This window comes from Sphingomonas sp. MS122 (assembly GCF_049532975.1).
Taxonomy (GTDB): domain Bacteria; phylum Pseudomonadota; class Alphaproteobacteria; order Sphingomonadales; family Sphingomonadaceae; genus Sphingomonas.
Window position 1 is genome coordinate 1,130,346 of record NZ_CP186695.1, and the last position, 25,047, is coordinate 1,155,392.

30 protein-coding genes and 1 tRNA gene are annotated in these 25,047 nt (G+C 68.7%); 17 read left to right on the plus strand and 14 right to left on the minus strand.

Annotated features, from left to right (window positions below):
* Positions 1 to 60: 60 nt before the first annotated feature.
* From ACO227_RS05225 to ACO227_RS05255, 7 genes are all read left to right on the plus strand, one after another.
* Positions 61 to 168, plus strand: a complete 108-nt coding sequence (locus tag ACO227_RS05225) for an aa3-type cytochrome c oxidase subunit IV (protein ID WP_423605861.1) — start codon at positions 61 to 63, stop codon at positions 166 to 168.
* 1 nt (position 169) lies between these two features.
* Complete coding sequence (locus ACO227_RS05230; RefSeq protein ID WP_423605863.1) at positions 170 to 1,291, plus strand: Re/Si-specific NAD(P)(+) transhydrogenase subunit alpha; 1,122 nt, start codon at positions 170 to 172, stop codon at positions 1,289 to 1,291.
* Between the two features lie 23 nt (positions 1,292 to 1,314).
* On the plus strand, positions 1,315 to 1,674 hold the full coding sequence (locus ACO227_RS05235) for a hypothetical protein (RefSeq protein WP_423605865.1): 360 nt from the start codon (positions 1,315 to 1,317) through the stop codon (positions 1,672 to 1,674).
* Positions 1,674 to 1,952, plus strand: a complete 279-nt coding sequence (locus tag ACO227_RS05240; RefSeq protein WP_423605867.1) for an NAD(P) transhydrogenase subunit alpha — start codon at positions 1,674 to 1,676, stop codon at positions 1,950 to 1,952. Before ACO227_RS05235 ends, ACO227_RS05240 begins: the two co-directional genes overlap by 1 nt.
* Before the next feature lie 4 nt (positions 1,953 to 1,956).
* The gene (locus ACO227_RS05245) at positions 1,957 to 3,369 is read left to right on the plus strand and encodes an NAD(P)(+) transhydrogenase (Re/Si-specific) subunit beta (protein ID WP_423605868.1); all 1,413 of its coding nucleotides are present in this window, start codon (positions 1,957 to 1,959) and stop codon (positions 3,367 to 3,369) included.
* A gap of 81 nt (positions 3,370 to 3,450) precedes the next feature.
* Positions 3,451 to 4,347, plus strand: coding sequence for a hypothetical protein (locus ACO227_RS05250; RefSeq protein ID WP_423605870.1), 897 nt, complete (start codon positions 3,451 to 3,453; stop codon positions 4,345 to 4,347).
* 146 nt (positions 4,348 to 4,493) lie between these two features.
* On the plus strand, positions 4,494 to 5,417 hold the full coding sequence (locus tag ACO227_RS05255; RefSeq protein ID WP_423605872.1) for a hypothetical protein: 924 nt from the start codon (positions 4,494 to 4,496) through the stop codon (positions 5,415 to 5,417).
* A gap of 5 nt (positions 5,418 to 5,422) precedes the next feature.
* Here the strand turns inward: ACO227_RS05255 and ACO227_RS05260 are convergent.
* From ACO227_RS05260 to folK, 3 genes are all read right to left on the minus strand, one after another.
* Positions 5,423 to 5,498, minus strand: a tRNA-Lys gene (locus ACO227_RS05260).
* 39 nt (positions 5,499 to 5,537) lie between these two features.
* Positions 5,538 to 6,149, minus strand: coding sequence for a M23 family metallopeptidase (locus tag ACO227_RS05265; RefSeq protein WP_423605873.1), 612 nt, complete (start codon positions 6,147 to 6,149; stop codon positions 5,538 to 5,540).
* 1 nt (position 6,150) lies between these two features.
* Positions 6,151 to 6,630 (minus strand): 2-amino-4-hydroxy-6-hydroxymethyldihydropteridine diphosphokinase, encoded by a 480-nt coding sequence (gene folK / locus ACO227_RS05270; RefSeq protein WP_423605875.1) that lies wholly within the window; start codon positions 6,628 to 6,630, stop codon positions 6,151 to 6,153.
* A gap of 23 nt (positions 6,631 to 6,653) precedes the next feature.
* Here folK and ACO227_RS05275 point away from each other — a divergent pair, with 23 nt between their 5' ends.
* The gene (locus ACO227_RS05275; RefSeq protein WP_423605877.1) at positions 6,654 to 7,310 is read left to right on the plus strand and encodes a uracil-DNA glycosylase; all 657 of its coding nucleotides are present in this window, start codon (positions 6,654 to 6,656) and stop codon (positions 7,308 to 7,310) included.
* Positions 7,311 to 7,756: 446 nt separating this feature from the next.
* Positions 7,757 to 8,458, plus strand: a complete 702-nt coding sequence (locus ACO227_RS05280; protein ID WP_423605879.1) for a TVP38/TMEM64 family protein — start codon at positions 7,757 to 7,759, stop codon at positions 8,456 to 8,458.
* On the opposite strand, the gene aguB is transcribed toward ACO227_RS05280, so the two are convergent.
* From aguB to ACO227_RS05295, 3 genes are all read right to left on the minus strand, one after another.
* Positions 8,431 to 9,285: an N-carbamoylputrescine amidase gene (aguB, locus tag ACO227_RS05285; RefSeq protein ID WP_423605880.1), complete on the minus strand. Its 855-nt coding sequence runs from the start codon at positions 9,283 to 9,285 to the stop codon at positions 8,431 to 8,433. The two genes, ACO227_RS05280 and aguB, sit on opposite strands and share 28 nt — an antisense overlap.
* 263 nt (positions 9,286 to 9,548) lie before the next feature.
* A complete protein-coding gene (locus tag ACO227_RS05290) occupies positions 9,549 to 10,514 on the minus strand; it encodes an agmatine deiminase family protein (protein ID WP_423605882.1) in 966 nt (321 codons plus the stop codon).
* 5 nt (positions 10,515 to 10,519) lie between these two features.
* On the minus strand, positions 10,520 to 12,196 hold the full coding sequence (locus ACO227_RS05295) for a M28 family metallopeptidase (RefSeq protein WP_423605883.1): 1,677 nt from the start codon (positions 12,194 to 12,196) through the stop codon (positions 10,520 to 10,522).
* Positions 12,197 to 12,295: 99 nt separating this feature from the next.
* On the opposite strand from ACO227_RS05295, the gene ACO227_RS05300 reads away from it, so the two are divergent.
* Positions 12,296 to 14,245 carry an alpha/beta fold hydrolase gene (locus tag ACO227_RS05300; protein ID WP_423605885.1) on the plus strand — a complete coding sequence of 650 codons (1,950 nt, stop codon included), beginning with the start codon at positions 12,296 to 12,298 and terminating at the stop codon, positions 14,243 to 14,245.
* A 61-nt stretch (positions 14,246 to 14,306) separates the two neighbouring features.
* Here the strand turns inward: ACO227_RS05300 and rpsD are convergent, their stop codons facing one another.
* From rpsD to rpiB, 5 genes are all read right to left on the minus strand, one after another.
* Positions 14,307 to 14,921: a 30S ribosomal protein S4 gene (rpsD, locus tag ACO227_RS05305; RefSeq protein WP_423605887.1), complete on the minus strand. Its 615-nt coding sequence runs from the start codon at positions 14,919 to 14,921 to the stop codon at positions 14,307 to 14,309.
* A gap of 176 nt (positions 14,922 to 15,097) precedes the next feature.
* Entirely contained in the window at positions 15,098 to 15,751 is a 654-nt protein-coding gene (locus ACO227_RS05310) for an RNA methyltransferase (protein ID WP_423607262.1), read from the minus strand.
* A gap of 77 nt (positions 15,752 to 15,828) precedes the next feature.
* Complete coding sequence (gene nrdR, locus ACO227_RS05315; protein ID WP_423605889.1) at positions 15,829 to 16,302, minus strand: transcriptional regulator NrdR; 474 nt, start codon at positions 16,300 to 16,302, stop codon at positions 15,829 to 15,831.
* 3 nt (positions 16,303 to 16,305) lie between these two features.
* Positions 16,306 to 17,613: a serine hydroxymethyltransferase gene (gene glyA, locus ACO227_RS05320; RefSeq protein ID WP_423605891.1), complete on the minus strand. Its 1,308-nt coding sequence runs from the start codon at positions 17,611 to 17,613 to the stop codon at positions 16,306 to 16,308.
* An 11-nt stretch (positions 17,614 to 17,624) separates the two neighbouring features.
* A complete protein-coding gene (rpiB, locus tag ACO227_RS05325) occupies positions 17,625 to 18,062 on the minus strand; it encodes a ribose 5-phosphate isomerase B (protein WP_423605893.1) in 438 nt (145 codons plus the stop codon).
* 106 nt (positions 18,063 to 18,168) lie between these two features.
* Here rpiB and ACO227_RS05330 point away from each other — a divergent pair, with 106 nt between their 5' ends.
* The 4 genes from ACO227_RS05330 (at position 18,169) to ACO227_RS05345 (ending at position 21,128) form a co-directional block, all read left to right on the plus strand.
* Positions 18,169 to 18,636, plus strand: a complete 468-nt coding sequence (locus tag ACO227_RS05330) for a hypothetical protein (RefSeq protein ID WP_423605894.1) — start codon at positions 18,169 to 18,171, stop codon at positions 18,634 to 18,636.
* Positions 18,637 to 18,773: 137 nt separating this feature from the next.
* The gene (locus tag ACO227_RS05335; RefSeq protein ID WP_423605896.1) at positions 18,774 to 20,006 is read left to right on the plus strand and encodes a DUF3419 family protein; all 1,233 of its coding nucleotides are present in this window, start codon (positions 18,774 to 18,776) and stop codon (positions 20,004 to 20,006) included.
* 23 nt (positions 20,007 to 20,029) lie between these two features.
* Positions 20,030 to 20,653, plus strand: coding sequence for a class I SAM-dependent methyltransferase (locus ACO227_RS05340; RefSeq protein WP_423607263.1), 624 nt, complete (start codon positions 20,030 to 20,032; stop codon positions 20,651 to 20,653).
* A 91-nt stretch (positions 20,654 to 20,744) separates the two neighbouring features.
* Positions 20,745 to 21,128 (plus strand): hypothetical protein, encoded by a 384-nt coding sequence (locus tag ACO227_RS05345; protein WP_423605898.1) that lies wholly within the window; start codon positions 20,745 to 20,747, stop codon positions 21,126 to 21,128.
* 20 nt (positions 21,129 to 21,148) lie between these two features.
* Here the strand turns inward: ACO227_RS05345 and ACO227_RS05350 are convergent, their stop codons facing one another.
* Both ACO227_RS05350 and ACO227_RS05355 read right to left on the minus strand, forming a co-directional pair.
* Complete coding sequence (locus tag ACO227_RS05350) at positions 21,149 to 21,925, minus strand: SDR family oxidoreductase (RefSeq protein ID WP_423605900.1); 777 nt, start codon at positions 21,923 to 21,925, stop codon at positions 21,149 to 21,151.
* An 89-nt stretch (positions 21,926 to 22,014) separates the two neighbouring features.
* A complete protein-coding gene (locus ACO227_RS05355) occupies positions 22,015 to 22,305 on the minus strand; it encodes a 4a-hydroxytetrahydrobiopterin dehydratase (RefSeq protein WP_423605902.1) in 291 nt (96 codons plus the stop codon).
* Positions 22,306 to 22,345: 40 nt separating this feature from the next.
* Here ACO227_RS05355 and ACO227_RS05360 point away from each other — a divergent pair, with 40 nt between their 5' ends.
* The 3 genes from ACO227_RS05360 to ACO227_RS05370 are packed head-to-tail and all read left to right on the plus strand — an operon-like array spanning position 22,346 to position 23,972.
* Complete coding sequence (locus tag ACO227_RS05360; RefSeq protein WP_423605904.1) at positions 22,346 to 22,753, plus strand: metallopeptidase family protein; 408 nt, start codon at positions 22,346 to 22,348, stop codon at positions 22,751 to 22,753.
* A 2-nt stretch (positions 22,754 to 22,755) separates the two neighbouring features.
* On the plus strand, positions 22,756 to 23,334 hold the full coding sequence (gene ccmA, locus ACO227_RS05365) for a heme ABC exporter ATP-binding protein CcmA (RefSeq protein ID WP_423607265.1): 579 nt from the start codon (positions 22,756 to 22,758) through the stop codon (positions 23,332 to 23,334).
* Positions 23,331 to 23,972 (plus strand): heme exporter protein CcmB, encoded by a 642-nt coding sequence (locus tag ACO227_RS05370; RefSeq protein WP_423605905.1) that lies wholly within the window; start codon positions 23,331 to 23,333, stop codon positions 23,970 to 23,972. Before ccmA ends, ACO227_RS05370 begins: the two co-directional genes overlap by 4 nt.
* A 202-nt stretch (positions 23,973 to 24,174) precedes the next feature.
* Here ACO227_RS05370 and ACO227_RS05375 read toward each other — a convergent pair whose 3' ends face one another.
* A complete protein-coding gene (locus ACO227_RS05375; RefSeq protein ID WP_423605907.1) occupies positions 24,175 to 25,044 on the minus strand; it encodes a class I SAM-dependent methyltransferase in 870 nt (289 codons plus the stop codon).
* Positions 25,045 to 25,047: the final 3 nt, after the last annotated feature.

The window sequence follows — 25,047 nt, forward strand, 5'->3', positions numbered from 1 at the left end:
TCTAATGAGGCTGCCGACAACGCGTTAGAGGGGAAGCTGCGCATGGCCCAGTCCGGCGACATGAAAGCACATGAAAACACCTATGGCGGCTTCATGCGGATGATGAAGATCGGCACGCTGGTCACCGTCATCATCGCCGCGATCGTGATTTTCCTGATCGCCTCCTGAGGTGAAGATCGCGGTTCTCAAGGAAACCGCCGCCGGCGAGCGGCGCGTTTCCGCGACGCCGGAAACGGTCAAGAAATTCGTCTCGCTCGGCGCCGAAGTGGCGGTCGAGAGCGGGGCGGGCGACACCGCTTCTCTCGACGACAACGCCTTTTCCGCCGTCGGTGCGACGGTCGGTTCGCGTGCCGAAGTACTCGCGAACGCCGACATCGTGCTCGGCGTGCAGGGCCCCGATCCGGCGAGCCTCGGCGGCATCAAGCCGGGCGCGTGGCTCGCGGCGGGCCTTAACCCGTTCGGCGAACGCGCCCGCGTGGACCATTATGCCGCGCTGAACATCGAGGCGCTGGCGATGGAGTTCATGCCGCGCATCACGCGCGCCCAGTCGATGGACATCCTTTCCTCGCAGTCGAACCTCGCCGGCTACAAGGCGGTGCTCGACGCGGCGGGCGAATATGGCCGCGCCTTCCCGATGATGATGACCGCGGCGGGCACCGTCTCGGCGGCCAAGGTGTTCGTGATGGGCGTCGGCGTCGCCGGCCTCCAGGCGATCGCCACCGCCCGGCGCCTCGGCGCGCAGGTCTCTGCGACCGACGTGCGCTCCGCGACCAAGGAGCAGATCCTCTCGCTCGGCGCCAAGCCGATCTTCGTCGAGAGCGTCGCGGGGATCGAGGGCGAAGGCTCGGGCGGCTACGCCACCGAGATGAGCGACGAGTACAAGGCGGCGCAGGCCGAGCTCGTCTCCAGCCACATCGCCAAGCAGGACATCGTCATCACCACCGCGCTGATCCCGGGGCGCCCCGCCCCGCGCCTGATCAGCGACGCGCAGATCGCGTCGATGCGGCCGGGCAGCGTCATCGTCGACCTTGCGGTCGAGGCTGGCGGCAATGTCGAGGGCGCGGTCGCGGGCGAGGTGGTCGAGAAGCACGGGGTCAGGATCGTCGGGCACAAGAACGTGCCCTCGCGCCTCGCCTCGGACGCCTCGGCGCTGTTCGCGCGCAACCTCTACAACTTCCTCTCCGCCTTCTGGGACAAGGAAGCGGGCAAACCGGTTCTGGACGAAGAAATCGGCGACGCGATCCGGCTGACCCGCGAGGGCAAGGTGGTGAACGAGAGGCTGCTCGGGTGAGCGCTGCGCTAGCGCTCGCCTCCATGCTGTCGCTCGGCGGCACGCAGGAGGCGTCGCCGGCAAGGCTCGCGGAGATTTGGCGATCCTATCGGTATGCCGAATATCATGCGAACGGCGGCTATATCTGCAATCGGTACCAGCAGCGCTGGATCACACGACGGTTCCGGGAACGCTTCGGCCGGCGGGTGGCGGCTCTGAAGGCCGCCGCTCAGCAACGACTCGAGAAATCTGCGTTCGAGGCCGAGTTCCCCGTCATCACGATCTGCGCGAAAGCCGGGCCCGATGCGTCGCTCCCAGCCTGGGTGAGAACGAATTTCAAGACCTATGAAGCCGAGCTCGCCGCTGCCGAGCGGGCATTCGGAACAAGCCAAGGGGCGCACTGATGGACTTCATCTCGATCCTGTCGATCTTCGTGCTGGCGTGCTTCGTCGGCTATTATGTCGTGTGGTCGGTCACCCCGGCGCTGCACACGCCGCTGATGGCCGTGACCAACGCGATCTCCTCGGTGATCATCGTCGGCGCGCTGATCGCCGCCGCCGCGGCAGGGAGCGACACCGCCAAATGGCTGGGGCTGATCGCGGTCGCGCTTGCCAGCGTGAACATCTTCGGGGGGTTCGCCGTCACCGAGCGCATGCTCGCCATGTACAAGAAGAAGGGTTGAGCCGATGCACGAGCTTGCTCCGCTGAACCCATGGGTCGCGCTCGCCTATCTCGTCGCGGGCGTGTGCTTCATCATCGCGCTGCGCGGCCTGTCCTCGCCCTCGACCAGCCGCCGCGGCAACCGCTTCGGCATGGCCGGCATGCTGATCGCCGTCGTCACCACGCTGGTGACTCATGAGATCGCCTCGCTGCCCGAGATCGTCGCCGCGATCGCAGTCGGCGGCATCGTCGGCTTCGTCATCGCGCGCAAAATCGCGATGACCGACATGCCGCAGCTCGTCGCGGCGTTCCACAGCCTCGTCGGCCTGGCCGCCGTGCTCGTGGCCGCGGCCGCGTTCCTCAATCCGGAGGCATTCCACATCGCCGATGCCGCGGGCGAGATCTTCGCGGTCAGCCGGGTCGAGATGGGTCTCGGCATCGCGATCGGCGCGATCACCTTCTCGGGCTCGGTCATCGCCTTCGCCAAGCTCAACGGCAACATGTCGGGCAAGCCGATCCTGCTGCCCGCGCGCCATGTCATCAACTTGGGTACGCTCGCCGCGATCCTCGGCCTGATCGGCTATTTCGTGACCGACCAGAGCCCGTGGGTGTTCTGGACCGTCACCGCATTGAGCTTCCTGATCGGGTTCCTGCTGATCATCCCGATCGGCGGGGCGGACATGCCGGTCGTGGTGTCGATGCTCAACAGCTATTCGGGCTGGGCGGCCGCGGCGATGGGCTTCACGCTCGGCAACACCGCGATGATCATCACCGGCGCGCTGGTCGGCAGCTCGGGCGCGATCCTGTCCTACATCATGTGCCGGGCGATGAACCGCAGCTTCATCAGCGTGATCGCGGGCGGCTTCGGCGGCGACAGCGGCGGCGGCTCGGCGGCCGCGGCGATCGACCGGCCGTGGAAGCGCGGCTCGGCCGAGGACGCGGCGTTCCTCATGCAGCAGGCCGAGCAGGTGATCATCGTCCCCGGCTACGGCATGGCGGTCGCTCAGGCGCAGCACGTGCTGCGCGAGATGGCCGACAAGCTCAAGGAGCATGGCGTGCGCGTCAAATACGCGATCCACCCGGTCGCCGGCCGCATGCCCGGGCACATGAACGTGCTGCTCGCCGAGGCCAATGTGCCTTATGACGAGGTGTTCGAGCTTGAGGACATCAACTCCGAGTTCAGCCAGACCGACGTCGCCTTCATCATAGGCGCCAACGACGTGGTGAACCCGGCGGCCAAGACCGACAAGTCCTCGCCGATCTACGGCATGCCCGTGTTCGACGTGAACAAGGCCAAGACCGTGCTGTTCATCAAGCGCTCGATGGGCGGCGTCGGCTATGCGGGGGTGGACAACGACGTCTTCTACCAGGACAACACGATGATGCTGCTGGCCGATGCCAAGAAGATGGTCGAGGAGATCGTGAAGTCGCTGGATTGATCCGGGGGATCAACCCATTCACGATCTCGTGAAGAGCCTCGACCGACGGACGGGACGGCCAGCCAAATAGGGGGCTGGACGATGATCAGTGTCGGACGAATCCTGGACGGGACCTTTGGCGTGTTCCGCGAGCATTTCACGGCGGTGGCGGTCTGGGCGGGCATCTACCTCGCCGGCAATATCGCGATGCTGCTGACGACGGCGCCGATGATGACCGCGGCGATGGACCCCGCGACGGCTGCGGATCCGGGCGCCGTGATGGGGGCGATGGGACCGATCTGGGTGCTCAACCTGGTGCTCGCGCTGGTTGGCGTGGTGCTCTACACGGCGGCGATGCGCTCGGTGCTGCGCCCCGATGCGGGCGGCCTCGCCTTCCTGCGCGTCGGGATGGACGAGCTGCGCATGATCGTCCTCTCGATCCTGTTCCTCATCGCCAGCGCGCTCCTGCTCTTCCTCGCCAGCATGGTGCTGGGCCTGTTCGTCGGGGGCGTGGCGATGAGCAGCCAATCGCCCGGCCTGACGGTCCTGCTTTCCTTCCTGGTCGGCCTGGTCGTGTTCGGGCTGGCCATCTACTTCGTGATCCGCTTCTCGCTCGCCTTCCCGCTCACGCTGCATCGCGGCGAGTTCGTGATCGGCGAGGCATGGCGGCTGAGCCGCGGGCATTTCTGGACGTTGTTCGGTGCGGCGCTGGTCGTGGTCGTGATCGGCTTCATCCTGACCATGGTCGTCAGCATGTTCTCGATGGGAAGCTATTTCGCCGACATCGTGGCCGCCGCGGGCAATCCCGATGCGACCATGCTCGCCGCCGAGCGCCAGGCCGAGCGGCTGGGCAGCTTCAGCGTGATGATGATCCTGCAGTCGATCGGCGGCGCCGTCGTCGCGGCGGTGTGGGTCGCGCTGAGCGGCGGCAGCGCCGCAGCCGCGGCACGCCTGCTCGTCGAGGACGAGTTCGACGACGCCGAAGAGGTGTTCGGCTGAGCCCCATATACTTTATCGGGCTTGCGTTCTTGATCCGTTCCGGAGATAACTCCTCCGAAACGGATTGAGAACGGAGGCACTTTTGCTTACGTCCTTGGCGCAAACCGGGGAAACATCCGCAATGCACTGCAAAGCGGAGGTTTCGGATGCTTGAGACGGTCGCCCGCTCTTCCCTGAACGACCTGGCCGGCACGCCGGGCGCGCTGGCCGTGGGCACGCCCGAACGGCTGGCGTCGCTCGAGCGGCTGGTCGAGGCCGCAGGCGCCCGAACGCTCGGGCTGGTCACCCCGGATCACGCGGCGGCGCGGATCGCGGCGCAGGCCAGCCTCGACCTGCTGCTCGTCGATGCCGGCGGGCTCTCGCCGGCGGCTGCCGCGCAGCTGGCGGAATCGCTTGCCGGACCGATCGTGGAGCACGGCTGCCGGACCGTCGTGCTGCTCGACCCGGAGACGATCGATGCGATCGCCACCCCCCTGCTCGGCACCGGTGCCGCGCTGCTCTGCGGCGCGGGCCCCGGGGAGCAGGCGGCGGCGGTGACCAGCGCGCTGGCGCCGGTGAGCGCGCGGCTGCACGATGCGACCCGCGAGCGCGAGGCCGAACGGCTGCGCCTGCTCAACGAGGAGGTCGCCCGGCTCGCCGAGGTGCTGAGCCAGCTCACCGCCGAGCAACCCGCGGTGCGCGACCGCACGAACGGCTATCGCAGCGAGCCGATGGAAGCGCCCGACGCCGATCCACGCGCCGTTCGTGCCGTGATCCGCGCACGGCGGCTGCGCGACCAGTTCTTCGCGGCCGAGCTGTTCGCCGATCCGGCCTGGGACATGCTGCTCGACCTCTATGCCGCGCGGCTCGAGGGGCGGCGCGTGTCGGTCTCCAGCCTGTGCATCGCCGCCGCGGTGCCGCCGACCACCGCGCTGCGCTGGATCGGGACGATGCACGATGCCGAGCTGTTCGGCCGCGATCCCGACCCGACCGACAAGCGCCGCGCCCATATCACGCTGACCGAGCGGGCGGCGGCGGGCATGCGCGGCTATTTCGCCGCTGCGGGGCGGGCGGGGCTGGTGCCGGCCTGAAGGAGTGGTGAGCCCTGATGGATTCGAACCATCGACCTACTGATTAAAAGTCAGTTGCTCTACCGACTGAGCTAAGGGCCCCAAAGCGTGGCACGCACCTAGGGGCGCGATCCCCCGCGGTCAACCGGCGCAGCGTTTCGCGATGTGCACCTCTTCCTTGTTGATCGTTCCGGAAATGCCGCAGAAGCGAGGCTCGCGATTACGCTTGCCGCCGTCGTTGCCGGTGAGGAAGCCGCCGGCATCGACCGGGTTGGCGGGATCGGGCAACGCGACCTCGAAATGGAGATGATCGAGCATCGCGCAGCCGACATCGCCCTCGATCCCGATCAGCTGCCCGGCGCGCACCTTCTGGCCGACCTTGAGGTTGGCGAGTCCGCTCACCGAGCCCCTGGCCAGGTGCGAATAGCCGGTCCACTCGCCATTGGGGTGCGCGATCCAGACATGATTGTTGCGGCATTGGCTCGCCGCGCGGCCGCTCTGGCGCTCCGCATAGCCGTCCTGGATCGCCATCACCGTTCCCGCCGCGGCGGCGACGATGCGATAGGGCTTGCGCGGGCCGGTGGCGACGAGATCGATGCGCGCGCGGGGACGATGGGTGCGGGTGTCGTCGAACACGCGGAGCTGCGTGCCGTCGGCATAAGGCAGGCGATAGACTCCCGCGCTTGCCGGCGGCGGCGGCACTTCGGCCGCCTGGAGCGCCGCGAGGGCGAAGGGCAACAGGATCAACGGCATCTTACTCTCCCTGGACGGCCAATGCGGCGAGCTGGCGGATCGTGCGACCGGTGAGCGGATCGCGCCAGCCCGGCACGATCGCGGCCAGCGGCTGGAGCACGAACCCGCGCCGGCGAAATTGCGGGTGCGGAATGACGAGGTCCGGACTGGCCCATGCCCCGCCCGACCACAGAATGATGTCGAGGTCGATCACCCGGGAATCCCAGCGCCGCCCGCGCCGGCGGCCGAAGCTCCGCTCGACCTGCTTCAAGCGAGCGAGCAGCGCGGGCGGCGCTTCCTCGCTCGCGATCAGCGCCGCGGCATTGGCGAAGCGACGGCGCGAGGGGCCGAGCGGCGCGGTGGGGATGATCGGCGACACCTTCACCACCCCACCGATCGCGGCGAGCGCGGCGCGCAATTCGGCCTCGGGCGCACCATGCCGGCCACGGCGGTTCGAGCCGAGGGCAACGACATAGAGCTGAGCCGGGGTTGAGCGGGTCATGCCGCACGGCCTATCGGGAGCGGATGATCCCGCCAAGCCCGCTTCCCGACACCGAGCCGCCGCACGACTGCCCGCGCTGTCCGCGGCTGGTGGCGCTGCGGCAAGCGCTGCGCGCCGAGTATCCGGACTGGTGGAACGCGCCGGTGCCGGCGTTCGGCGATCCCGATGCCTGGCTCGGCATCATCGGGCTGGCACCGGGCAAGCATGGCGCGAACCGGACCGGGCGACCGTTCACCGGCGACTATGCCGGCGATCTGATGTTCGCGACGCTGGCCAAGTTCGGCCTGACCGAGGGGATGTATGAGGCCCGGCCCGACGACGGGCTCAAGCTCAAGGGCGCGATCATCATCAACTCGGTCAAGTGCCTGCCGCCCGAGAACAAGCCGACCCCGCAGGAAGCGCGCAACTGCCGCCCCTTTGCCGACGCCCAGGCCAATGCGATCCCGGCGCGCGTGTTCGTGGCACTGGGCCAGATCGCGCACCAGAGCGCGGTCAAGATCCTGGGCGGCAAGCTGCCCAAATGCCGCTTCGGCCACCTCGCCGAGCATCGCATGCCCGACGGGCGCGTGCTGATCGATAGCTATCACTGCTCGCGCTACAACCAGAATACCGGTCGGCTGACGGCCGGAATGTTCGAGGCGGTCTTCGAACGGGCGCTGGCGCTGCGCGGGACGGTGTGAGGCGCGGCGTGAGGGGCGGCCCGAACGCTGGAACGTCCCAAACGTCACACTGCCACGCGCGCGCGGACGGCGGCAGTTGACAAAATTGACTCGGACGCAGGGTCTTGCGGCAATTGCGCCGGGTTCGCGCCCGGGAAGCGACCGCGACGCGGCAGGTCGGCGGCACCGACGCGCCACCGGCGCGGCGATCGCGCGCCACCGACGCATCGCCCACGCGGCGGCAACGCGGCGGTTCCGCCCGGCAACGCGCCGCTCGCGCCACTGGAACGCGACAGCGACGCGTCCACCGTTCGGCGGCGGGACGGGACGAGCACAGGGTGGCGGTGGGGAGCAAGCTTCCATCGACCAGGGTGGAGCAAATCAGTTCCAACATTGCAAGCGGCGCGGCTGACTCGCTGCTGTCATACCCCGCGCCTATCCGGCAGGCGTCGGAGGTGGGAAGCGGGATGCGCGGGATCGACTGGCCGGGACGGCTGTGGCTGCTGCTCGCGATCGCCATGGTCGCGGGGGGCCTGACCGGTTTCGCCGCGGGGTGGCTGTCGGTCGACGAGGTGCGGCGGCTGAGCGGCGCCGTGGGCGCGGCGAGCGCGGCGCACCCTTTGCCCATGCTGGCGCTGGCCTTCCTGGTCATCCTGGTGCTGACCGCGCTCTGCTTTCCCGTCGCGCCGCTGATCGGGGTCGCCGCGGGCAGCCTGTTCGAGCCGGGCCCGGGCTTCCTGATCACGCTGGCCGCAAGCGTGGCCGGGTCGACGATCGCGCAGATGGCGGCCGCGCGCATGCTGCGCGACGCGGTGCGCGCCAGGTTCGCGCCGCTGATCGCACGTCATGAAGCGGGGATCGCGCGGCACGGCGCGGCCTATCTCTTCGCGCTGCGCCTGCTGCCCTTCCTCCCCTATTGGTCGGCCAACCTGCTTGCGGGGATTTCGGGGATGAAGCTGCGCGCGTTCGTCCCGGTGACCGCGATCGGGCTCGCGCCGTCGATCCTGCTCTACACGCTGGCAGGGGACCGGCTGGCCCGTCTGCGCAGCCTGGACGATCTCGCCTCGCCCGCGCTGCTGGGCGCGTTGCTGCTGTTCGGCTTCGCGCCGTTGCTGGCCATCGCCGGTGCGCGCGTGGCGCGTCAGATGTCCTCGACCATCCGCTGGTAGAGCTCAGGCCGGCGGTCGCGGAAGAAGCCCATGCCGGCGCGATGTTTCCGCGCCCGGTCGAGGTCGAGCGTGGCGGTGAGCACGCCGGTCTCCTCGGCGCCGAACTCGGCGAGGATGTCGCCCCATTCGTCGCAGATGAAGCTGTGGCCGTAGAAGCGCTGGCCGCCCTCGGTGCCGATGCGGTTCGACGCGATCACGGGGACGACGTTGGAGACCGCATGGCCGATCATCGCGCGGCGCCACATGCGGCTGGTGTCGAGATCGGCGTCATAGGGCTCCGAGCCGATCGCCGTCGGGTAGAAGAGCAGTTCCGCGCCCATCAGCATCATCGTGCGCGCGGTCTCCGGATACCATTGGTCCCAGCAGATGCCGACGCCGAGCGTCGCGTCCGCCGCGGGGCCGTCCCACACCTTGAAGCCGGTGTTGCCGGGGCGGAAATAGAATTTCTCCTCATAGCCGGGGCCGTCTGGAATGTGGCTCTTGCGATAGACGCCCGCGACCTTGCCGTCGGGACCGATCATCGCGAGGCTGTTGTAGTAATGCGGACCGTCCGCCTCGAAGAAGCTGGTCGGGATATGGATCGAGAGTTCGGCCGCCAGTTTTTGCATCGCGGTGACCGCGGGGTGGCTGGCGACGGGCCTGGCGGTGGCGAACAGGCCCTCGTCCTCGACGCGGCAGAAATACTCGCCCTCGAACAGCTCGGGCGGGAGCACGACCTGCGCGCCCTTCCCCGCCGCCTCGCGGACGAGGTCGGCGACGTTGGCGATGTTGCGCGCGGTGTCGCTCGTGAAGGCGAGCTGGAGCGCGGCGACGGTGATCTGGGTCATGGCGGGGTATTTAGACGGCCCGTCCCCCTTCGTCACCCCGGCCTTGTGCCGGGGCCCACGGTTTGACGAGCGGTCCGGCATGAGGGCGAGGGCAGCGCTGACGGCGCGGTGGACCCCCGGCACAAGGCCGGGATGACGGGTGGGGTTCGACCAATACCCTTTACGTCGCCCCGGGCTTGACCCGGGGTTGGGCTGCTTTTCCCTGGGCCGAGGAAGAAGCCCTGGCCCGGCTCAGGGCCGGCTGACGATTGGGGTGGGTGAGTCTACTTCGGAATCTGCTGCGAGATGCAGTGGAAGCTGCCGCCGCCGGTGAGGATATGGTCGGCGCGCAGGCCCACCGCCTCGCGCCCGGGGAACAGCGCGCCGATCGTCTCGACCGCCTTGCGGTCGTTGGGCTGGCCGTAGACCGGGATCACCACCGCAGCGTTGCCGATATAGAAGTTCATGTAGCTCGCCGGGACGACCTCGTCGCCGTGCATCACGCGGCCGGGCGAGGGGATGGGCACGACCTCGACTCCGAACGCCTCGGCGCGGCGGCGGGCGTCGGCATAGACCAGCCAGTTGGGGTCGTTCTCCTCGGGCACCGGGATCGCCAGCCGGTTCTCGCCGACGAAGCGCGCGAGATTGTCGACATGACCGTCGGTGTGATCCATCGCCAGGCCGTTGCCGAGCCACAGCACCCGGTCGAAGCCGAGATCGTTGTAGAGCCGATCCTCGGCCTCGCGCATCGACAGGCCGGGGTTGCGGTTGCGGTTGAGCAGGCATTGCTCGGTGGTGACGACGAGGCCGGTGCCGTCCCAGTCGATCGAGCCGCCCTCGAGCACCCAGCCGTGCGGCTGCACCTCGATGCGGCGCTTCTCGGCGAGAAGCGCGCCGACCTCGACATCGCCCTCGTAATTATACTTGCCGCCCCAGCCGTTGAACTCGAAGTCGTGCCCGACGCCCCGGTCGTCGAGGATCACCCCGGTGTCGCGCAGCCAGATGTCGCCGAACGGCGCGACCACGACCTTGGCCGAATCCCCGGCGAGCAGCCGCGCCGCGGCCGCGGCTTCCTCGTCGGCGGCGACGAGCAGCACCTGCTCGCCCGCGCCGCCGGCATGGACCGCGCGCGCGAAGGCGGCGACCTCGGCGCGGGCGGCGCCGAGCGATTCCCACAGCTCGGGATGGCTGGGGAAGCCGATCCACACGGCCTTGTGCTTGGCCCATTCGGGCGGCGGCGTCGGCTTCATCGCGGTTACTTGGCTCCCTGGCGGCTCTTGTCGCGCGCGGCGCGGAACTCGTCGCCCTCGACCCAGTTGGGCCAGTCGGTGGTCGAGGCCAGCGCGCGGCCGACGGCATAGTAGATCTGGAGATCCTTCTCGACCCCGGCCCAGTTCCAGTTCGGGTCGAACTCGTCCTTGGGGCCGTGGTAGCGGTTCTTCTCGTAATCCTGCGCCGCCGCCTTGCCCGCCGCGGTGCCGCCCTCGACCAGGTCGTCGCCCGCGTCGAAATAGAGCATCGGCACGCCGTGCTTGGCGAGCATGAAGTGGTCGGAGCGGTAGTAGAAGCCCTTCTCCGGCGTCGGCTCGTTCGAGGCGGTGCGGCCCTGCCTGGCGAGCGCACGATCGAGATAGGCGTCGAGGCCCGACTTGCCCTTGCCGACGACGATCACGTTCTTCGCCGGCGGGGTCATGTTGAGCGCGTCCATGTTGACGCCGCCGACGGTCCTGGCGAGCGGATAGACCGGGTTGTCGCCATAATATTTGGAGCCGAGCAGGCCCGATTCCTCGGCGGTGACGGCGATGAAGACGAGGCTGCGATCGGGCGCGCCGGCCTTGGCGTTGGCCTCGGCGAGCGCGACGAGGGCGGCGGTGCCGGTGGCGTTGTCGATCGCGCCGTTGCAGATGTCGTCGCCGTCGGGCGCCGCCTCGCAGCGGCCGAGATGGTCCCAGTGCGCGGTGTAGAGGACGTACTCGTCCGGGCGCGTCTTGCCGGGGAGGATGCCGATCACGTTCTTCGAGGCATGCTTGCGGATGTCGTTGTCGAAGCTGACCGACGCCTTGACGTCGCCGAGCGCGACGGGCTTGAAGCCCTTCTGCTTGGCGGCGGCGGCGAGCTTGTCGAAGTCCTGCCCGGCGCTGGCGAACAGCGCCTTGGCCTTGTCGAGCTGGATCCAGCCGATCGCGGCGGACTGGTCGGCATGGCCGTTGGCGGCGTCGGCGACCTGCTGCTCGCCGGTCCAGCTCGACTGGACGACGTTCCAGCCATAGGCGGCGGGCTCAGTCTGGTGGACGATGATCGCGGCGGCGGCGCCCTGGCGCGCGGCTTCCTCGAACTTGTAGGTCCAGCGGCCGTAATAGGTCATCGCGCGGCCGTTGAACTCGCCCTTGGCCTCCGCCGTCTGCCAGTCGGGATCGTTGACGAGGATGACGACGGTCTTGCCCTTGACGTCGAGCCCGGCATAGTCGTTCCAGCCCTTCTCGGGCGCGTTGATGCCGTAGCCGACGAACACGACGGGGCTGTCCTTGACCTCGCTGCGCGGGGTCACGCGATAGGTGCCGGCGACGAATTCGGGGCCGTATTTGAGGCTGATCGGCTGAGCGCCGCCGGTGAAGGTGAGCGGCGAGACGTTCTTCGCGGTGATCGCGACCAGCGGCACGTCCTGGAACCAGTTGCCGTTGTTGCCGGGCTGGAGCCCCGCCTTCTGGAATTGCTGGACGAGATAGTCGAGCGTCTTCTTCTCGCCCGCGGTGCCCGGCGCGCGGCCCTCGAATTCGTCGGAGGAGAGCACGCGCGTCGCTTCCTTGAGCGTCGCCATCGGCATCGCTGGCAGCTCGGGCTCGGGCGCGGCGGACTGGCCGCCACTGCACGCAGCGAGGCCCAGCAAGGCGAGAAGGGCAAGGCGCATCGGCATCATCTCCGGTAATTTCATTGCGCGACCTTCTGGCAGCGGGTCGCGACGGGGGCAAGCGGGACGCTTGCGAACCGCACGCCGGCATTGCAAGCTGTCCCGCGGACAGGGGGAAGTATCGTGAAGCACTGGATTTATCTGGCGTGCCTGGCGGCAGTGTCGCCGGCCGCCGCGCAGAATTTCGACGCGGCGCGGGCGTTCGGCGCGCGCGAGTATATCGAGCAGGTCAGCCTGTCGCCCGACGGCACCAAACTCGCCTATGTCGCGCCGTTGAAGGGACAGGGCTCCGGCGTGTTCGTCGTTCCGGCCGACGGGTCGGCCGCGCCCAAGCCCATCGCGGCTTCCGACGGCAAGCCCGAGCGAGTCAGCGAATGCCGCTGGGCGAGCAACACGCGGTTGCTGTGCACCGTCTATGGCGTGATCCGCCTGCCCGAGGGGCTGATCGTGTCCACGCGGCTGACGACGATGGACCATGACGGCAGCAACATGAAGGTGCTCAGCCACACCCGCGGAACGGGCGAGCAGCTTGGTTATGCGACGTTCGGCGGATCGGTGATCGACTGGAATCCGGGGATCGACGGACAAGTCATGATGATCCGCCAATATGTCCCCGAGACGACGACTGGCACGCGGCTCGCCCAAAAGCTGGAAGGGATCGGCGTTGACCTGGTCGACGCGCGAACGCTCCAGTCGCGCACCGTCGAGCCGGCCTCGCGCGATGCCGCCGAATTCCTCACCGACGGCAAGGGCACCGTCCGGGTGATAGGCCGCAGCCAAGCGCGCGACGGCTACACGACAGGCATCCGCAGCTATTCCTATCGCCGCAAGGGCAGCAAGGCGTGGGAAGCGCTCAGCAGCGTCGGGCCCGACCGTGCAGGCTTCGACCCCTATGGCATCGATCCGACGCTCGACGTGGCCTATGGCCTGCGGCGCGTCGACGGCAGGCTCGCCGCGTACACCCGGGCGCTGGATGGCAGCGGTGCGGAGAAGCTGGTCTATGCCCACCCGCAGGTGGACGTGACGGGCTTTGCCCGCATCGGGCGCAACGGCCGCATCATCGGCGCGACCTATTCGACCGATATTCCCTCGGTCGAATATTTCGATCCGGCGGTGTCCCGGCTCATCAAATCCCTCACCAAGGCACTGCCCCAGCTGCCCCTGATTCGCGTGGTCGATTCGAGCGAAGACGAGAACCGGTTGTTGATCTGGGCGGGGAGCGACGTCGATCCGGGCCGCTATTATCTGTTCGATCGCACGGCCAAGACGCTCAACGAGGTCGCGCTGGCGCGGCCGCAGCTCGAGAAGGTGAAGCTGGCCGAGATGCGGCACATCACTTATCGCGCCGCCGACGGCGCGATGGTGCCGGCCTATCTGACGCTGCCGGCACAGGGGGGGGCCAAAGGAATCCGCGCGATCGTGCTGCCGCATGGCGGCCCGGGTGCGCGCGACGACTGGGGCTTCGACTGGCTGTCGCAATATTTCGCGAGCCAGGGCTTCGCGGTGCTCCAGCCGAACTTCCGCGGCTCCGCCGGCTATGGTGACGCCTGGTTCCAGAAGAACGGCTTCCAGAGCTGGAAGACGGCAATCGGCGACGTCAACGATGCGGGTCGCTGGCTGGTGAGCGAGGGAATCGCGGATCCGGCGAAGCTCGCCGTCTTCGGCTGGTCCTATGGCGGCTACGCGGCGCTGCAGTCTGCAGCGACCGAGCCCGGCCTATTCAAGCGGGTCGTCGCGGTCGCGCCCGTGACCGACCTCGACCGGCTGAAGAGCGACAGCGCGATCTATACGAGCCATCGCGAGGTCGAGCGCTTCGTGGGGAGCGGGCCGCACATCGAGCAAGGCTCTCCGGCGCGGCACGCCGAGAAGATCAAGGCGCCGGTGCTGATGTTCCATGGCGACATGGACCGCAACGTCGCTGTCGGGCATGCCCAGCTGATGCACGACAAGCTCAAGGCAGCGGGCGCCAAGTCGGAGCTCGTGATCTTCGAGGGCCTCGACCATTATCTCGACGACGGCGACGCCCGCGCGCAGCTGCTTCGGCGCAGCGCGGAATTCCTCGCGGCGCCCTGAGCCGATGCGAAAAGGGCGGCCCCGAAGGACCGCCCTTTGCTGTTTCGGCTGAGGCCAGACCTCAGCGCGAGTAGAACTCGACCACCAGGTTCGGCTCCATCTTCACCGGATACGGCACCTCGTCGAGGGTCGGCACGCGGGTGAAGGTGATCTTCGACGCACCGTCCGGCGCGACATAGTCGGGGATGTCGCGCTCGGCGAGGCTCTGCGCCTCCATCACCAGCGCCATCTCCTGCGCCTTGCCGCCCAGCTCGACGGTCTCGCCCGGCTTGATGCGGCGCGAGCCGATGTTGCACTTCTCGCCATTGACCTTGACGTGCCCATGGTTGACCAGCTGGCGCGCGGCGAAGATCGTCGGCGCGAACTTGGCGCGGTAGACGATCATGTCGAGGCGCTGCTCGAGCAGGCCGATCAGGTTCTGCGAGGTGTCGCCCTTCATCCGCGCGGCCTCGTCATAGGTCTTGCGGAACTGCTTCTCGGTGACGTCGCCGTAATAGCCCTTGAGCTTCTGCTTGGCGCGGAGCTGGAGGCCGAAGTCCGACATCTTGCCCTTGCGGCGCTGGCCGTGCTGGCCGGGGCCGTATTCGCGCTTGTTGACGGGCGACTTGGGACGACCCCAGATGTTCTCGCCCATGCGGCGATCGAGCTTGTACTTGGCGCTGGAGCGCTTCGACATTTGAAATTCCTTACAACTGCTAACGACGTTGACCCGGCACGTGCCCGGAAAGGGGCGCCTGCCTGATCGCGATTCCGGTATCGCCTGCGCTTGGAAACGCAGGGCCGCCGCTTCACCGGAGTGCGGGGCCGATTGCGAATGCGCGCGGTTAGCCGTGCAGGCGCGCCGAGTCAAGTTCAGGCGCCGCGCCCGCGCTTTTTCCCCTCCAGCGCGGAGAGCACCCCGCGCAGCGTGCGCAATTCCTGCTCGGTCCAGCCGGGCTTGGTCAGCAGGTTGCGCAGCGTGAGCCTGGTCGTCGGCACGCGGTCGGGCGGGTAGAAATAGCCGCTGTCCTCGAGCAGCGCCTCGAAATGGCCGATCAGCCCTTCGAGCTCGGCCTGCGGCGCCGGCGGATCGAGATCGACGCGCGGCGGCTGGACGAGCGCCTGCCCCTTCGACCATTCATACGCGACGAGGATCACCGCCTGCGCCAGGTTGAGCGATCCGAATTCGGGGTTGATCGGCACGGTGAGGATCGCGCGGGCGAGCGCGACATCCTCGGTCTCCAGCCCCGAGCGCTCGGGCCCGAACAGGATCGCCGAGCGGCCGGGCGCGGCATGAATCTCGTCCGCCGCCTCGGCCGGGGTGACGACCGGCTTGGTCACGCCCCGCTTGCGCACGGTGGTGGCGTAGACATGCTCGCAGTCCGCCACGGCCGCGGCGACGCTCTCGAACACGCGCGCCTGTTCGAGCACCACGTCCGCGCCGCTCGCCGCCGGGCCTGCCGAGGGGTTGGGCCAGCCGTCGCGCGGCGACACCAGGCGCATCTCGGTCAGCCCGAAATTGAGCATCGCACGCGCCGCCTTGCCGATATTCTCGCCGAGCTGGGGCCGGACGAGCACGATGACGGGCCCAGGAACCGAACCGGTCACCCCTTGCCGACCTCGGTGATGCTTCCGGCGAACTCCTCGAAGTCCCGCGCTTCGCGGAAGTCGCGATAGACGCTGGCGAAGCGGATATAGGCGACCGAATCCAGGCCCTTGAGCCCTTCCATCACCAACTCGCCGATACGCTGCGAGGGGATTTCGATGTCGCCCTGGGTCTCGAGCTGGCGCTGGATGCCCGAGACGAGCTTCTCGATCTGGCCTGCGGTGATCGGACGCTTGCGGCAGGCGAGCGAGACCGAGCGGATCAGCTTGTCGCGCTCGAACGGCTCGCGCCGGGACTCACCGGTTCCTTCGCTCTTGAGCACGGTCAGCTCGCGCAGCTGGATCCGCTCGAAGGTGGTGAAGCGCGCCGCGCACGCCTCGCACTGGCGGCGGCGGCGGATCGCCGCCCCATCCTCGGTGGGGCGGCTGTCCTTTACCTGTGAGTCTTCATTCCCGCAGAAGGGGCAACGCAACTTTCATCCCTCCGGGTAGATCGGGAAGCGCTCGCACAGGGCGCGGACGCGCCGGCGTACGTTCGCCTCGACCTCGGCATCGCCGCCCTCGCCCTTCGACCGCAGCCCGTCGAGCACGTCGGCGACCATGTTGCCGATCTCGCGGAACTCGGCCGGGCCGAAGCCGCGCGTGGTGCCCGCCGGCGAGCCGACGCGGATGCCGCTGGTCTTGACCGGCGGCAGCGGATCGTTGGGGATGCCGTTCTTGTTGCAGGTGATCGCGGCGCGCTCGAGCGCCTCGTCGGCGTCCTTGCCGGTGACGCCGAGCGGGGTGAGGTCGATCAGCGCGAGATGCGTGTCGGTACCGCCCGAGACCACGGCGGCGCCGCGCTCGGTCAGGGTCGCGGCGAGTATCTTGGCGTTCTCGACCACAGCGGCGGCATAGGCCTTGAAGTCGGGGCGCAGCGCCTCGCCGAACGCGACCGCCTTGGCGGCGATGACGTGCATCAGGGGCCCGCCCTGGAGGCCGGGGAACACCGCGCTGTTGACCTTCTTCGCGATCGCTTCGTCATCGGTGAAGATCGCGCCGCCGCGCGGGCCGCGCAGCGTCTTGTGCGTCGTGGTGGTGACGACATGGGCGTGGCCGAACGGAGTCGGGTGGACGCCGCCCGCGACCAGGCCGGCGAAATGGGCCATGTCGACCATGAAATAGGCGCCGACCTCGTCCGCGATCGCGCGGAACTTCGCGAAGTCGATATGGCGCGGATAGGCCGAGCCGCCAGCGATGATGATCGTCGGCTTGTGCTCGCGCGCGAGCGCCGCGACCTGGTCATAGTCGATCTGGTGGGTGTCGGGCTTCACGCCATATTGCACGGCGTTGAACCACTTGCCGCTCATCGCCGCCTTGGCGCCGTGCGTGAGGTGGCCGCCCGAATCGAGGCTGAGGCCCATGATCGTGTCGCCGGGCTTGGCCAGCGCGAGCATCACCGCGCCATTGGCCTGCGCGCCCGAATGCGGCTGGACGTTGGCGAAGCCGCAGCCGAACAGCTGCTTGGCGCGGTCAATGGCGAGTTGCTCGACCTCGTCCGAGGGATGGCAACCCTGATAGTAGCGCTTGCCGGGATAGCCCTCGGCATATTTGTTGGTGAACACGCTGCCCTGCGCCTCGAGCACCGCCTTGGAGACGATGTTCTCGCTCGCGATCAGCTCGATCTGAAACCGTTCGCGCTCGAGCTCATGGGTGACGCCGGCGAACACGGCGGGATCGGCGTCGGCGAGATTGCGGGTGAAGAAACCATCCGGCTGGACGGCGGAGATCGGGTTGGTGCTCATAATCGGGTCCTTCAGAGAGCCGGGTCGGTCAGCTTGTCCACCCGGCGCTGATGACGATCGCCGCCGAATTCGGTGGCGAGGAATGCGGTGATGCAGGCCTTGGCCATCTCGGGGCCGATCAGCCGGGCGCCCATGGCGAGGACGTTCGCATCATTATGCTCGCGCGCGAGGCGGGCGGAGAGCGGCTCGGAGACCAATGCGCAACGCGCCTGCCGCACGCGGTTGACCGCGATCGAGATGCCGATGCCCGAGCCGCACAATGCGATGCCGCGCTCGACGCTGCCGTCGGCGATCGCCTTGCCCAGGGCGAAGCCGAAATCGGGATAGTCGACGCTGGCCGGCCCGTCGGTGCCGAGATCGAGCACCTCATGTCCCTCGCCGCGGAGCCATTCGGCGAGAAGCGCCTTGAGTTCGTAGGCGGCGTGATCCGAAGCGATGGCGATGCGCATTGGAAGAGTGGTGCGTTCCCTGAGCCGAGCGGATGGCGGCTCTCTAGGCGTTTGGCGCGGCAAAGGCTACACCGGATCGGCGAAAGTTCGAGTTGGAGGGGCGATCATGCGGCTTTTGGCGGTGAGCGCGGCGCTGGCGGCTTCGGCGGCGCTTTCGGGATGCGGCGAGATGAGCAACGAGCAGCAGGCCGCGCTGGTGCAGAATGCGGTGGCGAACGCCGAGGCGATCGCCGAGAACGTCACCGCCGAGGCGGAGAAGGCCGAGAAGGCGGCGCAGGCGCCGAGCCGCGACGGCTGGGTCGGCAAATGGGTCGGGGTCGAGGGGCTGGTCCTGACGATCGAGAAGGACCCGGCAGGCCCGGGCCGCTATCGCCTGACCAACACCTACAGCCTCGACCCGGGCGCGAGCGGCACCTTCGCCGGCGCGGCGACCGAGCAAGGCATCGCCTTCACCCGGCCCGACGGCGCCAAGGTGCTGCGCGCGAGCGACGGCGCTTCGACGGGGCTCAAATATCTCGAGGGCAAGAAGGACTGCCTGACCGTAGGGGTGGGCGAGGGCTATTGCCGCGACTGAGCTTGCCTTGAAGGATCGCGCCGGCAGTTTGCGCGTTCTCAAAACTTCCAATCGATGGCATTTCGGTGACAGTGGACGTCACAGGAGTGACACGCGACCGACATATGGGCGCGATCGGGATTCCCGGGAGCCGTTACATGGGTTCGATTGCCAGCCAGCCGCGCAACCGCGCGGTGCGCACCGCCGTTCATCGCCACGAGCATCTGAGCAGGGAAGGCCTGCTCGAACGCGCCTTCACCTTCGCCTTTCGCGGCCTGGTCTACGCCCAGATCTGGGAAGACCCCGAGGTCGACATGGAAGCGCTGGCGATCACCCCCGACTGCCATGTCGTGACGATCGCGAGCGGCGGGTGCAACGTGCTCTCCTACCTCACCGCCGATCCCGCGAAGATCACCGCGGTCGACCTCAACACCGCGCATATCGCGCTCAACAAGCTGAAGGTCGCGGCGGCGCAGCACCTGCCCGATCATGCCGCGTTCCACCGTTTCTTCGGCCAGGCCAACCGGCCCGAGAATATCGCGGCGTATCGCACCCTCACGCCGCATCTCGACGAGACCACGCGGCGCTACTGGGAGGGCCGCGACCTCGCCGGGCGCCGCCGGATCAAGGGCTTTGCCGGCGGCTTCTACAAGCGCGGGCTGCTCGGCGGGTTCATCGGCGCGGCGCATCTGCTCGCCAAGCTCTACCGCATCGACCCGCGCGAGCTGCTCGCCGCGAAGACGCCCGAGGAGCAGCGCGCGATCTTCGAGACGCGGCTCGCCCCGGTGTTCGACAAGAAGTTCGTGCGCTGGCTGATCGACCAGCCCGCCTCGCTGTTCGGGCTCGGAATCCCGCCCGCGCAGTACGAGGCGCTGGCCGCGGATGATCCGCGCGGGATCGGCGCGGTGCTGCGCCGCCGGCTCGAGAAGCTGGCGTGCGACTTCGACCTCTCGGACAATTATTTCGCGTGGCAGGCGTTCGGGCGCGGTTATGGCGACGCGGCCGACGCGCCGCTGCCGCCCTATCTGCAAGCGGCGAACTACGATGCGGTGCGCGAGCGCGCGAACCGGGTCGAGGTGCGCCACCAGAATTTCGTCGAATATCTCGAGTCGATGCCCGCCGGGTCGCTCGACCGCTACATCCTGCTCGACGCGCAGGACTGGATGACCGATGCGCAGCTCAACCGGCTGTGGGGCGAGATCACCCGCACCGCCAAGCCGGACGCGCGGGTGCTGTTCCGCACCGCCGCGGCGCCGACCCTGCTGCCCGGCCGCGTCGCCGACGCGATCCTCGACCGCTGGCACTATGCCGAGGCCGAGTCGCTGGACTTCACCGCGCGCGACCGCTCGGCGATCTATGGCGGCGTGCATCTCTATCGCCTGAAGCCGTGAGCGGTGAGACTCACGCCGCGCGCATGGACGCGGTCTATGCGGCGCAGCGGCACATCTACGACCTCACGCGCAAATATTATCTCCTCGGGCGCGACCGGCTGATCGCCGAGCTCGCGCCGCCACCGGGGGGCACGGTGCTCGAGGTCGGCTGCGGCACCGCGCGCAACCTGATCGCGGCGGCGCGGCGCTGGCCCGGCGCGCGCTTCTATGGGCTCGACATCTCCGAAGCGATGCTGACGACGGCGCGGGCCAAGGTGGCGCAGGCCGGCCTCTCCGACCGCATCACCTTGGTGCAGGGCGACGCCGCGAAGTTCGATGCCAAGGCGCTGTTCGGTATCGACGGCTTCGACCGGGTGTTCCTGAGCTACACGCTGTCGATGATCCCCGACTGGACCGGCGCGATCGAGCGGGCGGCGAAGGCGGTGGCGCCGGGCGGCGCGCTGCGCGTGGTCGATTTCGGGCAGCAGGAGCGGCTCCCCCACTGGTGGCGGCGCGCGCTGTTCGCGTGGCTGGCGCGTTTCCACGTCACCCCGCGCCGCGACCTGCCGGTGGCGCTCAAGCACATCGCCATGGCCGGCGGGCTCGAGATGGGGTTCGAGCCGCTGCTGCGCGGCTATGCCTGGGTGGGCAGCCTCAGCCGCGCCTAGCGTCACGGGCCGCGCAACCTTCGCCTGCGATATTCGTTGCGCTCGCGGCACGATGCCAGCCTGTTACACCGAAATGAGGAGAGGAGCGGTCATGAAGCGTCTCATTGGTCTTTCGGCAATCGCCGCACTTGCCCTTCCCACCGGCGCCATGGCGCAGCGCGGCTGGGAGACGATCGGCTTCCGCACCGTCGGCGCGGGTTCCGATCGCGATACGATCCAGGTGCGCGGCAACGAGCGGCATCGCCAGATCCGCATCTGCTCGATCAACCGTCCGATCGGACTGCAGAGCGTCCGCGTGCGCTTCAACAATGGCGCGCGGCAGGACATCCGCACGCGCCAGATCCTGCGCGGCGGCGCCTGCACCGTCGCCAAGGACCTGCGCGGACGCAGCCGCAACCTGCGCAGCGTCGACATCACCTATACCAAGCTGCAGCGCGGCATCCTGCCGCCGCTGGTGCGCGTCCAGGCGCGCTGACCGGCAGCGCGGCGGGCGCGTTACTTCGCCCCGCCGCGCGCCTGCTTGCGCATCGACCCGCGCAGGAAGCGCGCGGCGAACCACATGCGGCGCGCGGTCTTGCCGACCAGCGTGTGGAGACGGTCGCCATGGACCGCCTCCCATGCCGCCTCCGCCGCCTGCTCCACCGGCGTGAATTCGAGCTGCGCCGCACGCACGCGGTCGCGCATCGTCTCGTTGCTGCCGACCGGCGTGCCGTCGAGGATCGCGGTGTCGATGAAGCTCGGCAGCAGCGCGCGGACGCGGATTCCCTCGCCATGCCATTCGGCGTCGAGCGCTTCGGTGAACCCGCGCACCGCGAACTTGGTCGCCGAATAGATCGCGACCCCCATCGTGCCATAGATGCCCGCCGCCGACGCGGTGTTGAGCAGGCACCCGTGCGACGCCTTGAGATAGCGGTACCCCGCATGCGCGCCATAGACGACGCCCATCAGGTTGATGTCGACGCAGCGGTCGAGCTCCTCGACCGTGGTCTGCGCGAAATTGCCGCCGACGCCGATGCCGGCATTGTTGAACAGCACGTCGAGCCGCCCGCCGCTCTCCGCGACGAAGTCCGCCAGCGCACGATCCCACGCCGCGCGGTCGCGCACGTCGAGCTTGTGGATCGTCACCGGCGCACCGCCGAGCAACCGCGCGGTCTCCGCCATCCCGGCATCGTTGATATCCGCCAGCCCGACGCGCCAGCCGCGCGACGCGAACAGCTGCGCCACGGCACGCCCGATGCCCGATCCGCCGCCAGTGATGAAGATCGCCTGCATACCCCTCTCCTTCGCGCCGTACCGCTTGATCTAATCTGGCGGTGTTACGCTAGGGGAGCAGACCAAACCCGGTTTTGCAAGCCGTGGGTTCATTCGACCAGCGCGTCGATCGCCCGGGCCATGTCGATATCGCGGCCCGACAAGCCGCCGGCGTCATGGGTGGTGAGCAATATGTCGACCCGGTTCCACACGTTCGACCATTCGGGGTGGTGGTCGGCCTTCTCGGCGAGCAGCGCGACCTGGGTCATGAAGGCGAAGGCCTGGCTGAAATCGTCGAAGGTGAAGCGGCGCGTGATCGCGTCGCGGCCCTCCTGATAGTCCCATTCGGGCAGCCCTTCGAGCGCATCCTCGCGCTCCGCCTGGCTCAGTTGCTCGACCATCCTTCCCTCCCTTGCCTGGCTCGGGCATAGCGCAGCCACGATGGCCGAGCAAAATGCGACTTACGCCCCCGACGCCGCGCAGCTGGAGGCGCTCGCCCGCGCGGCGCTGGCGCGCATCCCGGCGCCGTTTGCGGCCTATCTCACCGATGTCGTGCTGGTGATCGAGGAGTTCGCCGACGAGGAAACGCTGCGCGACATGGGGTTCGAGGACCCGTTCGAGCTGACCGGGCTCTATTCGGGGCGGCCCGTGGGCGAGAAGGAGGGCTTCCTGGGCGAGCTGCCCCGGCCCGACACGATCCACCTCTATCGCCGCCCGCTGCTCGACGAATGGGTCGATACCGGCGTGAGCCTGGAGGCGCTGATCACCCATGTCGTGGTGCATGAGGTGGGGCATCATTTCGGCCTTTCCGACGACGACATGCACGCGCTGGAGGACAGCGTCGGGTGAATGTGCCGCGGCTCGCCTTTGACGGTGTCGCATGCGCACGCGGCGGGCGGCTGCTATTCGAGGGGCTGAGCTTCACGCTGGACGAAGGCGGCGCGGCGCTGGTCACCGGGCCCAACGGCGCTGGCAAGTCGAGCCTGATCCGGGTGGCCGCGGGGCTGCTCAAGCCGGCCACCGGCACGGTGACGGTCGACGGGGAGCGCGCCTTGCTGACCGAGGCGGCCGCGCTCGATCCCGAGCTGCCGGTGGCCAAGGCACTCGGCTTCTGGGCCGGGCTGGACGGGCGGCGCGACAGGGCGGAAGCGGCGCTGGAGGCGGTCGGCCTCGCGCCGCTCGCACCGGTGCCGGTGCGGCTGCTGTCGACCGGGCAGCGGCGGCGCGTGGCGATCGCGCGGGTGGTGGCGAGCGGGGCGCCGGTGTGGCTGCTCGACGAGCCGGCGAACGGGCTCGACCACGCCGCGACCGCGATGCTGGGGGCGCTGATCGCCGAGCATCGCGTAGAGGGCGGGATCGTGGTGGTCGCGACGCACCTGCCGATCCACATTCCCGGCGCGCACGGCGTGGTGATCGGGGAGGCGGCATGAGCGGCTTCGCCTCCTTGGTGTGGCGCGAGCTGCGGCGGGCCTGGGCGGCGGGCGGGCTGATGCTGCCGGTCGCCTTCTTCCTGCTGGTGGCGATCCTGTTTCCGTTCGCGATCGGGCCGGAGCCGAAATTGCTCGCGCGCGTGGGTGGCGGGGTGATCTGGGCGGCGGCGCTGCTCGCCGCGCTGTTGCCGGTCGAACGGCTGGTGACGCCCGATCAGGAAAGCGGCGTGCTCGACCAGCTCGCGGTGCGTGGCTGGACCGATGCGAGCGTGGCGGCGGCGAAGACGCTGGGGCATTGGCTGGGCTTCGCGCCGACCTTGCTGGTCGCGACGGTGATCGCGGCGGCCTTGCTCAACCTCTCGCTCGACCAGGCGCGCGCGGCGCTGTTGGCGCTGCTGATCGGCACGCCCGGGCTGGCGGCGCTCGGCGTGGCGACCGCGGCGCTCACCGCCGGGCTGCGCGGCGCGGGCGCGGTGGCGGGGCTGGTGATGTTGCCCTTCGCGGTGCCGCTGCTGATCTTCGGCGCGGGCGCGATGACGGGCGACGCGAGCGCGATGAAGCTGCTGGGCGCGGTGAGCCTGGTACTCGTGGCCGGGTGTCCGTTCGTGGCGGGCGCGGCGATGCGGATGGGGCGGTGATGAAGATGCGGAAAATTACGGGACGGGATCTGCTCGCGCTTGCGGTGCCGGCAATACTGCTGATCGCGATAACCCCGCTTCTAGCGCGCGAATATGGCTGGGCCGCGGGACTCGTCTTTATCGTAGGCGCGATCATCTTTGTGCTTTGGCAATGGAGGTCGCGTATCCGGAAGTATCCCGAGGATACTTGGCGCGTTCGGCTCTAGCGACTCCACCGCGCGAAGATCGCCGTCGGCAGCAGCAGTCCCCGCGCCTCCTCGCGTACCGCGAGTTCGCCGCATTCGACCTTGCCGCCGAGGTCCGCGAAATGCTGGCTCAGCAGTTCGCCGATCGCGAGCGCGGACATGCGGATCGCATAGACGGTGAGGAACAGGAAGCGCGAGTCGGCGTCCAATAGCTGGCGGCAGTTGGCGATCAGGCCGGGCAGGTCCTGCTCGAGTTGCCACACCTCCCCCGTCGGGCCGCGGCCATATTTTGGCGGATCGAGCAGGATGCCGTCGTAGCGGCGGGCGCGGCGCACCTCGCGCGCGACGAACTTGCCGGCATCGTCGACGATCCAGCGGATCGGCTTGTCGCTCATGCCCGAGAGCGCGGCGTTGCCCTTGGCGGCCTCGACCGATTTCTTCGACGCGTCGACATGCACCATCTGCGCGCCCGATGCGGCCATCGCCAGCGTGCCGACGCCGGTATAGCCGAACAGGTTCATGACGGTGGGCGCCTCGACCCCGGCGGTCTGCTCGCGCATCCAGCTCCATACCGGCGCCATGTCCGGGAAGAAGCCGAGATGGCGGAAGGGCGTGGTCTGGGCGGTGAAGCGGACCCGGTCCCAGGCCAGCGGCCAGCCCTCGCGCGGGACCGGCTTGGCGAACACCCAGCGGCCGCCGCCCTCGTCATCGGGCGCGGGGGTGAATTCGCCATGCGCGTCCCAGTCTTCGGACGCGGGCGCCCACATCGCCTGCGGCTCGGGGCGGACGAAGCGATAATCGCCATAGCGCTCGAGCTTGCGGCCATGGCCCGAGTCAACCAGGCCGTAATCGGCCCAGGGTTCGCCGGTGAGGGTGACGAGGTTCATCGC

Coding starts and splice junctions, on each gene's coding strand:
- ACO227_RS05345 (WP_423605898.1), top strand. CDS start 20,745: ATGAAGCGTCTCATTGGTCTTTCGGCAATCGCCGCACTTGCCCTTCCC.
- ACO227_RS05350 (WP_423605900.1), bottom strand. CDS start 21,925: ATGCAGGCGATCTTCATCACTGGCGGCGGATCGGGCATCGGGCGTGCC.
- ACO227_RS05240 (WP_423605867.1), top strand. CDS start 1,674: ATGGACTTCATCTCGATCCTGTCGATCTTCGTGCTGGCGTGCTTCGTC.
- ACO227_RS05340 (WP_423607263.1), top strand. CDS start 20,030: ATGGACGCGGTCTATGCGGCGCAGCGGCACATCTACGACCTCACGCGC.
- ACO227_RS05250 (WP_423605870.1), top strand. CDS start 3,451: ATGATCAGTGTCGGACGAATCCTGGACGGGACCTTTGGCGTGTTCCGC.
- ACO227_RS05355 (WP_423605902.1), bottom strand. CDS start 22,305: ATGGTCGAGCAACTGAGCCAGGCGGAGCGCGAGGATGCGCTCGAAGGG.
- ACO227_RS05290 (WP_423605882.1), bottom strand. CDS start 10,514: ATGAAGCCGACGCCGCCGCCCGAATGGGCCAAGCACAAGGCCGTGTGG.
- ACO227_RS05370 (WP_423605905.1), top strand. CDS start 23,331: ATGAGCGGCTTCGCCTCCTTGGTGTGGCGCGAGCTGCGGCGGGCCTGG.
- ACO227_RS05275 (WP_423605877.1), top strand. CDS start 6,654: ATGATCCCGCCAAGCCCGCTTCCCGACACCGAGCCGCCGCACGACTGC.
- ACO227_RS05330 (WP_423605894.1), top strand. CDS start 18,169: ATGCGGCTTTTGGCGGTGAGCGCGGCGCTGGCGGCTTCGGCGGCGCTT.
- ACO227_RS05335 (WP_423605896.1), top strand. CDS start 18,774: ATGGGTTCGATTGCCAGCCAGCCGCGCAACCGCGCGGTGCGCACCGCC.
- ACO227_RS05295 (WP_423605883.1), bottom strand. CDS start 12,196: ATGAAATTACCGGAGATGATGCCGATGCGCCTTGCCCTTCTCGCCTTG.
- ACO227_RS05225 (WP_423605861.1), top strand. CDS start 61: ATGAAAGCACATGAAAACACCTATGGCGGCTTCATGCGGATGATGAAG.
- rpsD (WP_423605887.1), bottom strand. CDS start 14,921: ATGTCGAAGCGCTCCAGCGCCAAGTACAAGCTCGATCGCCGCATGGGC.
- ACO227_RS05360 (WP_423605904.1), top strand. CDS start 22,346: ATGGCCGAGCAAAATGCGACTTACGCCCCCGACGCCGCGCAGCTGGAG.
- rpiB (WP_423605893.1), bottom strand. CDS start 18,062: ATGCGCATCGCCATCGCTTCGGATCACGCCGCCTACGAACTCAAGGCG.
- ACO227_RS05280 (WP_423605879.1), top strand. CDS start 7,757: ATGCGCGGGATCGACTGGCCGGGACGGCTGTGGCTGCTGCTCGCGATC.
- ACO227_RS05375 (WP_423605907.1), bottom strand. CDS start 25,044: ATGAACCTCGTCACCCTCACCGGCGAACCCTGGGCCGATTACGGCCTG.
- glyA (WP_423605891.1), bottom strand. CDS start 17,613: ATGAGCACCAACCCGATCTCCGCCGTCCAGCCGGATGGTTTCTTCACC.
- folK (WP_423605875.1), bottom strand. CDS start 6,630: ATGACCCGCTCAACCCCGGCTCAGCTCTATGTCGTTGCCCTCGGCTCG.
- ACO227_RS05310 (WP_423607262.1), bottom strand. CDS start 15,751: ATGCTCAATTTCGGGCTGACCGAGATGCGCCTGGTGTCGCCGCGCGAC.
- aguB (WP_423605880.1), bottom strand. CDS start 9,285: ATGACCCAGATCACCGTCGCCGCGCTCCAGCTCGCCTTCACGAGCGAC.
- ACO227_RS05235 (WP_423605865.1), top strand. CDS start 1,315: ATGCTGTCGCTCGGCGGCACGCAGGAGGCGTCGCCGGCAAGGCTCGCG.
- ACO227_RS05255 (WP_423605872.1), top strand. CDS start 4,494: ATGCTTGAGACGGTCGCCCGCTCTTCCCTGAACGACCTGGCCGGCACG.
- ACO227_RS05265 (WP_423605873.1), bottom strand. CDS start 6,149: ATGCCGTTGATCCTGTTGCCCTTCGCCCTCGCGGCGCTCCAGGCGGCC.
- ACO227_RS05245 (WP_423605868.1), top strand. CDS start 1,957: ATGCACGAGCTTGCTCCGCTGAACCCATGGGTCGCGCTCGCCTATCTC.